9 protein-coding genes are annotated in these 14,088 nt (G+C 36.9%); all 9 read left to right on the plus strand.

Going from position 1 to position 14,088, the window contains the following annotated elements:
• The first annotated feature begins 127 nt into the window (after positions 1 to 127).
• The 9 genes from DSM03_RS06220 (at position 128) to DSM03_RS06260 (ending at position 14,078) form a co-directional block, all read left to right on the plus strand.
• Positions 128 to 2,557, plus strand: coding sequence for a hypothetical protein (locus tag DSM03_RS06220; protein WP_128761284.1), 2,430 nt, complete (start codon positions 128 to 130; stop codon positions 2,555 to 2,557).
• A 92-nt stretch (positions 2,558 to 2,649) separates the two neighbouring features.
• Positions 2,650 to 4,056 carry a dihydrolipoyl dehydrogenase gene (gene lpdA, locus DSM03_RS06225; RefSeq protein ID WP_128761283.1) on the plus strand — a complete coding sequence of 469 codons (1,407 nt, stop codon included), beginning with the start codon at positions 2,650 to 2,652 and terminating at the stop codon, positions 4,054 to 4,056.
• A 111-nt stretch (positions 4,057 to 4,167) separates the two neighbouring features.
• On the plus strand, positions 4,168 to 5,145 hold the full coding sequence (locus DSM03_RS06230; protein ID WP_128761335.1) for an NAD(P)H-quinone oxidoreductase: 978 nt from the start codon (positions 4,168 to 4,170) through the stop codon (positions 5,143 to 5,145).
• Between the two features lie 107 nt (positions 5,146 to 5,252).
• The gene (locus DSM03_RS06235) at positions 5,253 to 6,500 is read left to right on the plus strand and encodes an ATP-binding cassette domain-containing protein (protein WP_161567075.1); all 1,248 of its coding nucleotides are present in this window, start codon (positions 5,253 to 5,255) and stop codon (positions 6,498 to 6,500) included.
• Between the two features lie 169 nt (positions 6,501 to 6,669).
• Positions 6,670 to 10,302: a PAS domain-containing hybrid sensor histidine kinase/response regulator gene (locus DSM03_RS06240; protein WP_128761281.1), complete on the plus strand. Its 3,633-nt coding sequence runs from the start codon at positions 6,670 to 6,672 to the stop codon at positions 10,300 to 10,302.
• Between the two features lie 31 nt (positions 10,303 to 10,333).
• The gene (locus tag DSM03_RS06245) at positions 10,334 to 11,065 is read left to right on the plus strand and encodes an Hpt domain-containing protein (RefSeq protein WP_128761280.1); all 732 of its coding nucleotides are present in this window, start codon (positions 10,334 to 10,336) and stop codon (positions 11,063 to 11,065) included.
• Positions 11,065 to 11,427 (plus strand): response regulator transcription factor, encoded by a 363-nt coding sequence (locus tag DSM03_RS06250; RefSeq protein WP_201740415.1) that lies wholly within the window; start codon positions 11,065 to 11,067, stop codon positions 11,425 to 11,427. Before DSM03_RS06245 ends, DSM03_RS06250 begins: the two co-directional genes overlap by 1 nt.
• 77 nt (positions 11,428 to 11,504) lie before the next feature.
• A complete protein-coding gene (locus DSM03_RS06255; RefSeq protein WP_128763080.1) occupies positions 11,505 to 12,599 on the plus strand; it encodes a HEAT repeat domain-containing protein in 1,095 nt (364 codons plus the stop codon).
• A 51-nt stretch (positions 12,600 to 12,650) separates the two neighbouring features.
• The gene (locus DSM03_RS06260; RefSeq protein WP_128761334.1) at positions 12,651 to 14,078 is read left to right on the plus strand and encodes a glycosyltransferase family 2 protein; all 1,428 of its coding nucleotides are present in this window, start codon (positions 12,651 to 12,653) and stop codon (positions 14,076 to 14,078) included.
• Positions 14,079 to 14,088 lie beyond the last annotated feature (10 nt).

Raw genomic sequence — 14,088 nt, forward strand, 5'->3', positions numbered from 1 at the left:
ACTTACGTTAAACCAGATAAAATACTTGTTTGTAGGAAAATATTTTTTACTTGTGTTAAATAACTATTTATCAATATCCTATGTTATTTTAACATTTATTTTTGAGGTGCCTTAAATCAATCATTGTATGAAACAACACTTACTCTCATTATCTTTCTTATTAATAATTTTTTCAAGTTCGGCTCAGGTAGGAATTGGCACTACCGACCCTAAAAGCTCTTTAGATGTAATAGGTAATCCATCAGATGCAACATCTTTAGATGGTATTGCACCTCCACGATTAACAGGAGATCAACTCCAGGCGAAAACCTATACAGCCGACCAAAATGGCACGATGATTTATGTAACTCAACCTACCACCACACCGGCAGGTCAAACAGTAGACGTTATTATTGAAGGTTTGTATGTATATAGTTCTTCACAAAATAAATGGGTTATTTTAAAAGGTGTTTCCGGTGGGGCATCAACAGGTTGGGCATTGACAGGAAATGCCGGTACAAACCCTTCAACTAATTTTTTAGGAACGACAGATAATCAACCGTTAAATTTCAGGGTCAATAATACTAATGTCGGGAGTATAAAAACGGATAATTCACTCTATTTAGGTAGAGATGCCTCCAGTAATGGAGCACGGTCTGTGGCTGTAGGCTATCAGGCTAGTTCTTCGGGAGAAGAATCTGCTGCATACGGTCGAGCGGCAACAGCATCAGGGGCAAGATCAACCGCTTTAGGATATCAAGCAGCAGCTTCAAGTGAAGAATCAACCGCTTTAGGGAGAGCAACTGAGGCTTCAGGAGCCAGATCAACGGCAACAGGCTTTCAAAGTAGGGCTCAGGCTGAAGAGAGTGCTGCCTATGGGCGCGGAGCAACTGCCAGTTCTGCACGGTCTACTGCAATAGGTTTTGAAACTACGGCCACAGCAGATGATGCTACAGCCTTAGGTCGTAATGCCGATGCCAGTGCTTCCCGGGCTACGGCTACGGGGTATAATGCATTGGCGTCCAATACTGATGCCAATGCTTTTGGTAGTGGGGCTATTGCAAGTTCTGTAAGTAGTTTGGCTTTAGGTACCAATGCGAGTGCCCGAGGAAACTCTTCAGCGGCAATAGGTTTGAATGCGATTGCCAGAAACCAGAGCTCACTTGCTTTTGGAGTTGGCGCAGATGCAAATGGAAATAATTCGGTTTCAATTGGGATAGGGGCTCTTACAAGTGCCCAAAATGCTGCCGCATTAGGAAGTAATGCGACTGCAAGCAATTCTTCAGCTGTAGCTTTTGGTCAAAATTCTACCTCTTCTGGTTTGAGGTCATCTGCTTTAGGAACAGGAACTCAAGCCACAGCTCAAAATGCTACGGCTATAGGTAATGGGGCACGGGCAACCGGTGATGCTGCAACTGCCGTTGGTTCTGGAACTACTGCAAACCAATCTAATAGTACAGCATTAGGAAGTCAGGCTAATGCCTCAGCGATCAATACCACTTCGTTAGGTTATAATTCTGATGCAACGGCAGATAATGCTACTGCTGTAGGGTATGAAACTAAAGCTACGGGTATTTCATCTGTCGCAATAGGTGATCGCGCAGAGGGAAATGCACTCAATACCATAGCAATAGGCTATTCATCTGCAGCTCTTGCAACAAATGCTTTAGCTATAGGTGACGATGCTTACAGCAATAAGGCATTTGGACTCGCTATAGGTTATTCAGCTGATGCGCAGGGAGATTATTCTGTTGCAATTGGTCCCGACAGCTATACCAATCAACTTAATGCTACAGCCCTGGGTAGGCAATCTGATGCTCAGGGACAAAATTCCATCGCGCTGGGTTACGATACCTATACCAATCAGGATGGGGCTGTCGCTATTGGAAATAATGCTGAAAGTACAGGGACAAATGCCATCGCATTAGGTTCTGGCACTAGAGCTCCTCAAGCTAATTCCATTATTCTGGGTAATCATACCAACACTAATCTACGAGTAGGTATTGGTACCAATACCCCTTCAGCAAAATTTCAGGTCAATGGAAGCTTGCGTTACGTAGATGGAAATCAAGCTGCTGGTAAAGTGTTGACTTCTGATGCAACTGGTAATGCCTCTTGGCAAATTCCATCTAGTGCACCTGTAGAAGCGTTTGGTGAAATGTATGCTAGTAATGATGGAGGTCTAAATGTTACAGGTGATTACACACGTAGTCTAAATGTAACTTCGGTACTTAAAAATGTTACTCATAGTAATTCAGAGTATTATTTACAAGCAACAATTGCTGGCATATATGAGATTTCTTATGCAATAAGTATGTTAGCAAATGATGATACTGCGCGTACTTTTGACTTTTATGTAGATAGAGCTCCAAATAATAACACGTACACAAAGATTGCCCAAAGTTCAAATCAAACTATACATTTTGTTAGTGGTCAGCGGGTAACATCTTCAAAAACATTTCTAGTTACTTTAAATGCAAATGATAGAGTTCGTCTTCGGTATACGGTGGGAGCAGGGGATACTTCTTTTCCTGCAAATACCTGTAATTTATCTATAAGAAGAATAGGCTCTAATTAAAATATCAAGATTAAAATAATCCAACCCAATATTCGGTTAACTTTTTTGTGTGTCGTACCTTTAAGGCCTCTTAAAAAAAGAAAGCAAAAATTATGAGTACATACGACGTTGCGGTCATTGGTTCCGGTCCCGGAGGTTATGTGGCTGCCATTCGCTGCGCCCAGTTGGGTCTTAAAACAGCAATCATTGAGAAATATGCAACTATGGGCGGTACGTGCCTTAATGTAGGTTGTATTCCTTCTAAAGCCCTATTAGATTCTTCACATCATTATGACGATGCTATTCAACATTTTGAAGAGCACGGGATCGAAATTCCCGGAGAGATCAAGATCAATCTGGAGAAAATGATGGCGCGTAAAGCTGCTGTGGTAGAACAAACTACAAAGGGTATTGAGTTTTTAATGAACAAAAACAAGATCGATACTTTTCAGGGAGTAGGGAGTTTTAAAGATAAAACACACATTCACATCGCTGTTGCTGAGGGGGATGACGTTGAGATTGAAGCAAAAAATACCATTATCGCTACCGGAAGCAAGCCTGCAAGTCTTCCGTTTATCAACATAGATAAAGAACGCATCATCACTTCTACAGAAGCCTTAAAACTTAAAGAAATTCCAAAACATCTTATCGTTATAGGTGGTGGCGTGATCGGCTTAGAATTAGGTCAGGTTTATAAGCGTTTGGGGTCTGAAGTGACTGTTGTAGAATATTTAGACCGAATCATCCCAACCATGGATGGGGCTCAAAGTAAAGAACTAATAAAGGTTCTTAAAAAAGCTAAGGTTAAAATAAACACGTCTCATAAAGTAAGTGCAGTGGAGCGTAAAGGAGATGAGGTTGTGGTTACTGCTACCGATAAAAAAGATAACGAAGTTGAGTTTACAGGAGATTATGTTTTAGTTTCTGTAGGGCGTAAAGCATACACAGACGGACTGAACCTGCAAGCTGCCGGATTGAAAACCGATGATCGCGGTCGTGTTGAGGTCAATGAGCATTTGCAAACTTCAGTTTCTAATATTTATGCTATTGGGGATGTGGTTCGCGGTGCAATGCTTGCACATAAAGCTGAAGAAGAAGGTGTTTTTGTTGCCGAAACCCTTGCCGGTCAAAAACCGCATATTGATTACAACCTGATTCCAGGCGTGGTGTACACCTGGCCAGAAGTTGCTTCTGTAGGTAAGACCGAAGAGCAACTTAAAGAAGACGGTGTAGCGTATAAATCAGGTCAGTTTCCTATGCGTGCTTTAGGACGTTCTAGAGCTTCTGGTGATATAGATGGATTTGTAAAAATTCTTGCAGATAAAGAGACTGATGAAGTTCTTGGCGTTCATATGGTGGGGGCTCGGGTAGCCGATTTAATTGCTGAAGGAGTAACCGCAATGGAATTTCGTGCGAGTGCAGAAGATATTGCGATTATGTCTCACGCACATCCTACGTATGCAGAAGCTGTAAAAGAAGCGGCACTTGCTGCAACGGAAGACAGAGCCATACACATTTAAGATCTTAAGAATCACTAAAAAGCCCTTTTCTCAAAGAAAAGGGCTTTTTTTATGATTTATTTGATAGCGTATGTCTCTATTCTTGATGAACTTTCAATTGAAAACTATTTTATGAAAGCAATTACTATAATCAAAGCCGGAGGACCTGAAGTTTTAAAATTAAAAACAGTTGAACGTCAACCTTTAGCAGCGTATCACGTACGTATTGCAGTAAAAGCGGCGGGTGTTAACCGTAGTGATATTCTTACGCGTAAAAATCCCAATGCTTATGGTGATGATACCCCTGCAGCTCAAATTCCCGGACTCGAAGTGGCGGGAGAAGTTATAGAAATAGATAAAAATGTTGAATCTTTTAAGGTAGGCGATGCGGTTTGTGCTTTGGTTGCCGGTGGGGGGTATGCTACAGAAATTGTCGTGGATGCACGCTTGTGTCTTCCGCTACCTGATGGCTTTAGTTTTGTTGAAGCAGCAGCTTTACCCGAGGTTATGTTTACGGTTTGGTTTAATGTCTTTCAGCAAGCAAAAGCAAAAAAGGGAGAGCGGCTATTGATTCACGGCGGTACCAGTGGTATTGGTATTATGGGGTTGCAAATGGCTAAGGCTTTAGGCTTAAAAACCTTTACCACCGTTGGTTCTCCAGAAAAATTAGAGTTTATCAAACAGCATGATTTAGCTGAAGTGATCAATTATAAAGAGACTGATTTTGAATCTGAATTTGAGAGGAGTAAGATTGATGTGATCCTGGATATGGTAGGAGGAAGTTACACTCAGAAAAACTTGAATATTCTCAATAAGCAGGGACGTCTGGTCAATATCAATGGAATGAATGGTTTGACTCCGGAAATTAATTTATGGACAATCATGAGTAAGCAACTCCTTATTACAGGGAGTCTTTTAAAACCACAATCTATTGAAGTTAAGCATCAAATAGGAGTAGAACTGCAAAATGAAATATGGCCATTATTGAACAAGGGTACAATTAAACCTTTTGTCTATAAAACATTTAAACTTGAACAAGCTGCTGCAGCTCATGAACTGATGGAAAGCAGTAACCATATAGGCAAGATAATTTTAGAGATCACTCGATAATTGAGATTTAAATAGGGCGAGACTTGTCTCGTTCTAAAAAGCTATTATTCAGTTTAATGCTTCGAGGGGTTACCCCGAAGTAGTTTACTTAAAACCGATTAACTATTTTGAAGGAATCAAATACCGACACTAAGCGTAAGCATTATGCTTATGATGTTTCGCAGCAGGCACTGAGTTTTTCACAGTTGAAAGTCTTGCAAGATGCTGATTGGCTTACAGAAGAAGCCGGAGGATCTGGACTTATCTTTTCTAATGATACGCTGAATTATTATTTAGATGAAGAGTATAGACATGGAAAAACGATACTTACTTCAGCGCAGGATGATCTAAATAGTAAGTCAAGTGGGGAGCGCAAAAAACTATTACTCGATTACCAGTTGAGTCAAAATCCCAGTTTTTTAATAGTAGACAATCCGTTTGAGGGACTTGATGTTGAAAAAGTAACATGGTTTAAAGAGAAACTCCAAGAATTGGCCACGCACATAACTGTAATTCAGCTTTATAGAAGAGCGGAAGATGTACTGCCGTTTATCAATACGGGTTTGGTGTATGAGCAAAAAATCTTCCGAAAAATTGAATTTCAACCGACTGATATAGCGTCTGATTTTAACGCTAAATTTTCTAAAATCCCACTGCCTTTAGAGCGCTATGAAAAGCTACCTGAAAGTTTAGTGAAATTTAACGACGTCTCTGTTTCCTTTGATGGCAAACCCATTATAAATACTATTTCCTGGGAGATAAAAAAGGGAGAGGCCTGGCATTTGAAAGGTCCCAATGGGTCGGGGAAGACCACGTTACTATCTATGATCACTGGAGACAGCACAAAAGGTTATGGTAAAGAATTATACATCTTAGGAAGAAAAAAAGGCAGCGGAGAAAGTGTTTGGGAAATTAAAAAGAAGATAGGATACATTACGGCCACACTTACAGAGCGTTTTGATGGGATGCATAGCGTTATAGAAATGGTGATTTCTGGTCTATATGATAGTGTGGGCCTATACCAAAAACCTACATCATTAGAAGTAACTAAGGCAGAAGAATGGCTTGAGCTAATAGGCCTAAGCGATAAAAAAGAATATACTTTTAGAAAATTAAATGAAGTACAAAAACGACTTGTTCTGATCGCGCGTGCAATGATTAAACATCCGCCATTACTTATTTTAGATGAGCCTAGTTCTGGTTTAGATACGCGAGGAGCACAGTTGTTAGTTCAATTGGTAAATAGAATAGCTGCAGCTCGTGAAACCGCAATTCTCTATGTGTCTCATCGAGAAGAGAATGGATTAAATTTTGAAAATACATTAGAATTAAAACCTTCTCAAACCGGTTCAAAAGCACTTTTTAAAAGAAGTTGAGGTATTTTAAGAGGTATTACTACTAAATTTTTAGAATAAATTATATTTCTAAAAATAATTTCACCGCTAAAATGCTCAAAATATTAGTTTAAAAACATATATTTGAATGCCCGAATGAATTTTTAAACTTCAGTTTAAAATTTAGTAACCCAACTTAAACCTTTAGATAATGTCTAAATCAGACTTTTTTAAGGAAGATTTTCATCGTATTTTGTGTGAGAATCCTGATATCTTTTCTTGGATTACAAACGAGGCCTCACTTGGTGTTTACTATGTAAATCTTGATTTTCAAAATAGATATTTTATAACTCAATCTTTCTGGTCCATTTTAGAATATCCAGAACCCGAAAAGGATACTGCGTTAGACTTGTGGTGGTCCATTTTAGGTGAGGCAGGTAAAAAATCTATAGAAGATTTAATTCGTGCTTTAACTCATGAGGGTTCTGCAAAAAAAGACAATTATTTCTCGCTTGTATCTAAAAGCAAGAAAATGCTTACAGCTAAGTCTTCTCATCTTGTTCATGTGGATTCTAATGGATCACGGCATTTAATCCTAAAATTTATACGAGAAATTGATAATGAGTTTTCATCAAATAAGTATTTGAAGAAAATTAAGAAGCTTCGTAAATTCAATGAAATTTATGAAGAGACTAATGATTTAGCTTGTGTAGGAGGATGGGAAGTAGATCTAATAGAGAATACTATAATATGGACACGCGTTACTAAAGAAATACATGGTGTACCGCCAGATTATGAACCTCATATAGAAACGGGTATAAATTTTTATAAAGAAGGAGAACACAGAGATCGACTCATAGCACTTTTTACTGCTTGTGTTGAAGAAGGAAAAAACTTTGACGATGAGTTTATAATTGTAACCTATGACGGAACAGAAAAGTGGGTTCGGAGTATGGGGAAACCCGAACTTAAAAACGGCACGTGTGTAAGAGTTTATGGTGCATTTCAAGATATAAGCAAAAGAAAACATCATCAGGAAGCTCATAAAAAAGCGGAGCTTCGGTTTTCTAAAATTTTTGAAAATTCTGCTATAGGTATCATTCTGGTAAACAGTCAGAATAAATTAGAAATGGCCAATCCTGCTGCAAGAAAGATTTTTGGTCTTAATTCGCTATCTGAGGAAGAAGTTTTAAGTTATACCTTTAAAGATGTTATTAAGCCAGAGTATCTAGATCTTGCTATTCAAAAGCGAAGTGAATTGCTATCCGGTGCAATAGAACATTATAATATAGAAGTTGAATGTCTTCATTTTTCAGGAAGTACCATCTGGTGTAATATGAACTGTTCTTTAATTTCTGTTGGAGACTTGAATTCTGACCTTGTAATCACTCAGGTAGAAGATATTACAGTCAAAAAAAATCTTGAGCGTAAAGCACTTGAAAATGCAACACGGTTTAAGCGCGTTTTTGAATACTCTCCTAATGGGATGGCACTTGTAGATTTGCAGGGCCGGTGGCGTAGTGTAAATCACAATCTGGCTCAAATGATAGGATATACTAAAGAAGAGCTGCTCAAAAAATCTTTAGATGAGATCACCCACCCGGATGACCGCGATAATGATAATCACCTTTTTGCAAAAGTCATTTCTCAAAAATCACCATCTTATCAAATAGAGAAGCGCTATTTGCATAAAAATGGTTCTGTAGTTCACTGTTTCCTTACTGTCTCTGGTTTATTAGATGAGCACGATAATGTACGCTCATTAATTGGTCAGGTGGTAGATATGACTGATGAGATCAATGCTAAACGCGCACTTGAAGAAAGCTTAAATGATATGCGCGTCATTTTAGATTCTACAACTCAGGTTATCATCGTAGAAACAGATCTTAATCATGTTATCAGGAAATTCAATAAAGGAGCTGAAAATCTTTTAGGATATACAGCAGAAGAGGTTGTAGGTAAAAAGAAACCATCATTATTTCATAAAGATGATGAAGTTAAAAATTATGCACAGAATCTTGAAAAGCAATATGGAGAAAAAGTAGACCGTCATGATGTTTTCACCTATAAAATTAATAGAGGAGAACTTGAAACCAGTGATTGGACGTATGTAAGAAAGGATGGTTCTACGTTTCCGGTTCAATTAGTGGTTACTGCAATAAAAGATGACAGCGGAAATACAAAAGGGTATCTGGGGATTTCAGCAGACATATCTGCCTTAAAATCTATGGAGCAGTCTTTGCTAAAAGCAAAACTTAAAGCTGAAGCTGCAAATAAATCAAAGTCAGAATTTTTAGCAAACATGAGTCATGAAATTAGAACCCCTTTAAATGGGGTGATTGGTTTTAGTGACCTGTTACTTAAAACAGAATTAAATACGAATCAGCAAAAATATATGGAAACTGTTTATGCTTCTGCGGTTTCATTGCTTGATTTGATAAATGATATATTAGACTTTTCTAAAATCGAAGCCGGAAAACTAGAGCTCAGCGAAGAACGGGTCAATATCTCAGAGATTTGTGGCAGATCTGTAGAAATGATAAAGCAACAAGCTCATCAAAAAGAGTTAGAAGTACTGTTGAATATACCTAAAGGTCTTAATGCTCATATAATGGCAGATGGTCTTAGATTAAGACAGATTTTGATCAATTTACTGAGTAATGCACTCAAGTTTACGCATAAAGGGGAGATTGAAGTAAAAGTAACGTCTAATGACTCAATTGATGACAGCCAGAAAAAAAGATATACCTTTTCAATACGAGACACCGGAATAGGTATTGCACCACAAAATCTAAAGAAAATATTTAGAGCTTTTGATCAAGCCGATGCTTCGACCACCCGGAAGTATGGAGGCACAGGATTAGGTTTGACCATTAGTAATCGCCTGTTAGAGTTGATGAATAGCAAACTCGAAGTAAGTAGCGAATTAGGCCTGGGTACTACTTTTTACTTTACGGTAGATTTTACAACTGTAGATTCTCAACAACTAGAAAATAAGTTAGAACGCGCTATAAAGAAAGTGCTTGTTGTAGAAGATAATCTAAACAATCGCTATATCATTGATGAGATGTTGCGGGAACGTAATATAGAAACCACTTTGGTCAGTAATGGTGTTGATGCTATTGAAATTTTAGAGAAAGAAGATAACTATGATCTGGCAATTGTAGATTTTCATATGCCTTATTTGAATGGTCTGGATTTAGTAGAACACCTTAGAAATGAACTAAAAATTACTAAAGAAGAACTCCCGATACTTTTAATGCATAGTTCTGGTGATGATCAGAAATTGAATACGAGAAGTGAGGATTTAGGTATTTCGGCAAAAATGGTTAAACCGGTGCTTAGAAATGAACTTTTTGAATTTTTTGAGACCTTAGAAAATCCTTCAATAGAAACTGAAGAAATGTATACGGTTTCAGAGCCTTTTGATCTTCAAGATAAAACGCCTACTATTCTTATAGCGGAAGACAACCCGGTAAATAAATTTTTAACGCGAACAATTGTAACTAAAATTGTTCCTAATGCTGTATTGCTTGAGGTAGATAATGGGGAGGAAGCAATAGCTGCTTATAAAAAGACAAAAATAGACTTTATTTTGATGGACATTCAAATGCCGGTTTTAAGCGGTTTTGAAGCAACTAAAGCTATTAGACAATTAGAAGAATCAGATACCTCAAGAGTTCCTATAATAGCACTTACTGCAAGAGCAATAAAAGGAGAGCGTGAGCGCTGTATAGATAACGGAATGGATGATTATGTCTCTAAACCTATCGTATTAGAAGATTTAAAACAAGCATTGACACGCTATTTGTTTAATAGTGATAATGACGCAGTAACAATATAAAACTAACACGCTTATAACTCCCTGAACTAAAGTGAAGAAAGCTTTAAGAACTATAATATTTGTAACCACAGACGCAGATGCTGTGGCTGCCTTCAATGCTTATTTTAATCCAAATGAGGTCCAGATAAGCCATTTTACTTCGGGTATGGGAGCTATTCAGTATGTAAAGCAAATAGGAGAGGCAGATCTGCTTATTCTAGAAGAACATATAAAACCACTTGGAGCGGTACAAACCATTCATTATTTAAAGGATAATATGAACTATAGTGGTGGGATTTTATTTTTTTCAGATTCTGATAAAAATGAAATCTATACAGACAATGAAGCTTTTGAAGTTCTAAAGAAAGGATTTGAAAAATCAGATCTGGACCGGGTACTGGGTTTGCTTTCAAATAAGAAAAAGCCAGTGGAATTGAATTCAAAACCGTACTCATTATCTTATTTGATTAATCTCTCTGAAGGAGATGATATTTTTATCAAAGAAAGTATCAAGATCTTTAATGAATCAGTAGGTAAGCGTATTCTAGAAATAGAAGAACTATTTGAGAAAGAGCATTACAAGGAGGTAAGTAATCTCGCTCATAATATAAAACCATCTTTTGAAATGTTAGAGAATAATTTAGGAAGTAAAATCTGTGATGAGTTGGCTCATAGTCAGGTTGACTCTTCTAAGTTAGAGCAAATCAAATTATTGAGAGATGAATATATGAATGTACAGGAGTGCTTAAAGCAAGATTTTCCTGAATTATTTAAAAGGGTCTGATGCAAAGAATTCTAATTATAGAAGATAATCCTATGGTCGTACGTTCTTTAGAATTTAAACTAAAGAAAGATGGTTATGATATTGTTGTAGCAGAAGAGGGCAGGCAAGCTATGAAGTTGCTCCATGAAGAGATCTTTGATTTGATCTTAACAGATCTAATGTTACCCTTTGTTACAGGAACTCAAATTATAGAGCATATAAAAAAAAATTACCCCAAGATCCCGGTCATTGTTCTGTCAACTTCAACACAAGAAGACATCATAACCGACGCATTTAAAATGGGGGTAGATGATTTTATAACAAAGCCTTTTAGCCCAAGTGAATTGTCGCTGCGCGTTAAAAGAACCCTATCTAAACTATAATAAAAATTGATTTGCGTATAAGAAAAAATACATTTTAAATTAAACCGACTCCCCAAGTCACTATTGAACTTAATACTATGTTAAACCCTACTCTAGACTTAGAGGACTGGCCTTTTATTTTAAAGGTTAATCTGCTACTCAGTATATTCTTTTTAATAATTACTCTTCTTTTTGTGGGGCTGGTTCTGTATTTACGTATTCAAAAAAACTTCAAAGAAGCCCATAGGAAAAAACTGGAAACTAAGTTTATAGATTTTGCAAATACCTTTCTATTTGATGATTCTATAAACAAAAGTAAGGAGTTGGCTAATTTCAAATTTGATAATATCAAGTCTTCTTACGATTATAAAATTTTGATCAAGCAAGTATTGATTTTTGATGAAAATTTAAAAGGAGAGTCCACTGCACTTATAAAAGAGATTTTTTATGGGTTAGGCTTGTATCGTTTTTTATTGAAAGATTTAAAAAGAAAAGAATGGTTTAATAAAGCTAGAGCACTCTTTGCGTTTTCAAAATTAGGTATTGCTGTGCCAGATCAACTCATAATGCCTTTATTACAATCTAAACGCGTTGAGTTGAAGCAGCATGCTATATTGTATTTTTTAAATACCTCTAAGACAGATCCATTAGTGTTTTTAGACAATCTTGAAGGTCGTCTGACGCTTTGGCAACAAGTATTGATTGAGAATAGCCTCAAAAGCTTTGAAGTAGAAATCCCGGATTTTGCACGTTGGCTCAATCATAAAGAAGATAGTATTGTGGTGTTTTGTATAAAAATGATTTTGAGTTTTAATCAGTTTCAGAACATTCCTTTTTTAATAGATTGTTTAGATCATACTTCAGAAAATGTAAGACATCAGGCGATTCAAGTGTTGCAAGCAATGGAAGTTTCTGAGGCATTACAATTAATGGTTGCCCATTTTCCAGAAGAAACGCCGGCAAACAAGCGCAGTATTTTATATGCTATTAGCAAGATAGGTGCGTATAAAGATTTACAAACTTTAGTACCACACATTCATAAAGAAGAAGAAAACCTGCAAATAGATTTTTATAAGATTTCAGGTTTATTTGATGAAAAGATCCCTGTAAAAAAGCTATTAAATATTGAAACAATCTCAAAAGATTGGGAAGATTTTCAACAGTATTCAATTAATAGAAGTATCGGTGCGTAAAGACCTTATTTTTAGTTGAAAGTTGCTTATCTTTTATAAAAATTGAACGACTTGCAGCTATACTCCATTTCAGTTATAGAAGTTTTTAGTATCCTGTTTTTAATCTATGGTCTAATCATAATTTCAGGATATATTTTTTCTGCCTTTTTTTCAATTTTTGAAATAAGAGACTATAAGCGGCGTAATAATTTTCAGGATGATGCTGCATTATTACAATCTGCTAATTTACCTGCGATTTCTGTATTAGCACCGGCTTACAATGAAGAAGCTAATGTGGTTGAAAATATTCGTTCGCTGCTTACGTTGAATTATCCTTCGTTTGAGATTGTGATTATTAATGACGGAAGTAAAGACAATTCCCTTCAAAAGCTCATCGAAACCTTTGAGCTTGAAGAACAAGAGTTGATTCATTACCATCACATCCAAACAAAAAAAATACGAGGAATCTATAAATCCCGAATAAAGGCTTATAAAAACTTAAGAGTAATAGATAAAGAAAACGGAGGTAAAGCAGATGCTCTAAATACTGGGATCAACTGCTGTATCTATGATTTAATCTGTTGTATAGATGTAGATTGTATTTTAGAGCGTAACTCACTTTTAAAGCTCATAAGACCTTTTTTAAACAATACAAAAAGAGTAATTGCCAGTGGCGGAATCATTAGAGTTGCTAATAATTGTATCATTGAAGACGGCAGGATTATCGAAGTTCGTTTACCACGTACTTTTCTGGGAAAGGCACAGATATTAGAATACTTTAGAGCGTTCTTAATGGGCAGAATGGCGTGGTCAAGAGTAGACGGTTTGTTGTTGATATCCGGAGCTTTTGGAATGTTTGATAAGCAAACGGTTATTGAAGCTGGTGGTTATAATCACAATACGGTGGGTGAAGATATGGAGCTACTCGTGCGTATGCGTAGAGTTATGCGAGAGCAAAACATTCCATACACGGTAGGTTTTGTGCCTGATCCTTTGTGTTGGACCGAAGTTCCGGAAAGTATACAAATTCTGCGACGGCAGCGCAATCGCTGGGCGAGAGGTACCGTAGAAACTTTAATGCTGCATAAAAAAATGTTGTTCAATCCCAGCTATGGTGTTCTGGGGTTGCTGAGCACTCCTTATTGGATGTTTTTTGAGTGGTTTGCACCCATTATAGAATTTATAGGAATCTTATTTTTTATAATTTTAGTCCTCTTAGGAAAGGTGAATTTTCAGGTTTTTGGAATTTTCTTTTTAGTGATCTATACGTTTTCAATTCTATTTTCGATAACGGCTATATTCTTTGAAGAGTACTCCTTTCAGCAATACAAGAAGCCTAAGTTTATGTTTATGCTCATACTCACCGCATTACTAGAACCCATTTTATACCATCCCATTGTCATGTGGGCTGCTGTTAAAGGAAATATAGATCTAATACAAGGAAAAAAATCCTGGGGAGAAATGTCCAGAGCAGGATTAGGAAATACCGGTAAAACTTGAAAACCTATAC

Origin of the sequence: Leeuwenhoekiella aestuarii, from assembly GCF_004104055.1 — a bacterium.
Classification (GTDB): Bacteria; Bacteroidota; Bacteroidia; order Flavobacteriales; family Flavobacteriaceae; genus Leeuwenhoekiella; species Leeuwenhoekiella aestuarii.

Excerpts from the sequence above, each read along its gene's own strand:
- DSM03_RS06220 (WP_128761284.1), top strand. The coding sequence starts at position 128 with ATGAAACAACACTTACTCTCATTATCTTTCTTATTAATAATTTTTTCA.
- lpdA (WP_128761283.1), top strand. The coding sequence starts at position 2,650 with ATGAGTACATACGACGTTGCGGTCATTGGTTCCGGTCCCGGAGGTTAT.
- DSM03_RS06230 (WP_128761335.1), top strand. The coding sequence starts at position 4,168 with ATGAAAGCAATTACTATAATCAAAGCCGGAGGACCTGAAGTTTTAAAA.
- DSM03_RS06240 (WP_128761281.1), top strand. The coding sequence starts at position 6,670 with ATGTCTAAATCAGACTTTTTTAAGGAAGATTTTCATCGTATTTTGTGT.
- DSM03_RS06250 (WP_201740415.1), top strand. The coding sequence starts at position 11,065 with ATGCAAAGAATTCTAATTATAGAAGATAATCCTATGGTCGTACGTTCT.
- DSM03_RS06255 (WP_128763080.1), top strand. The coding sequence starts at position 11,505 with ATGTTAAACCCTACTCTAGACTTAGAGGACTGGCCTTTTATTTTAAAG.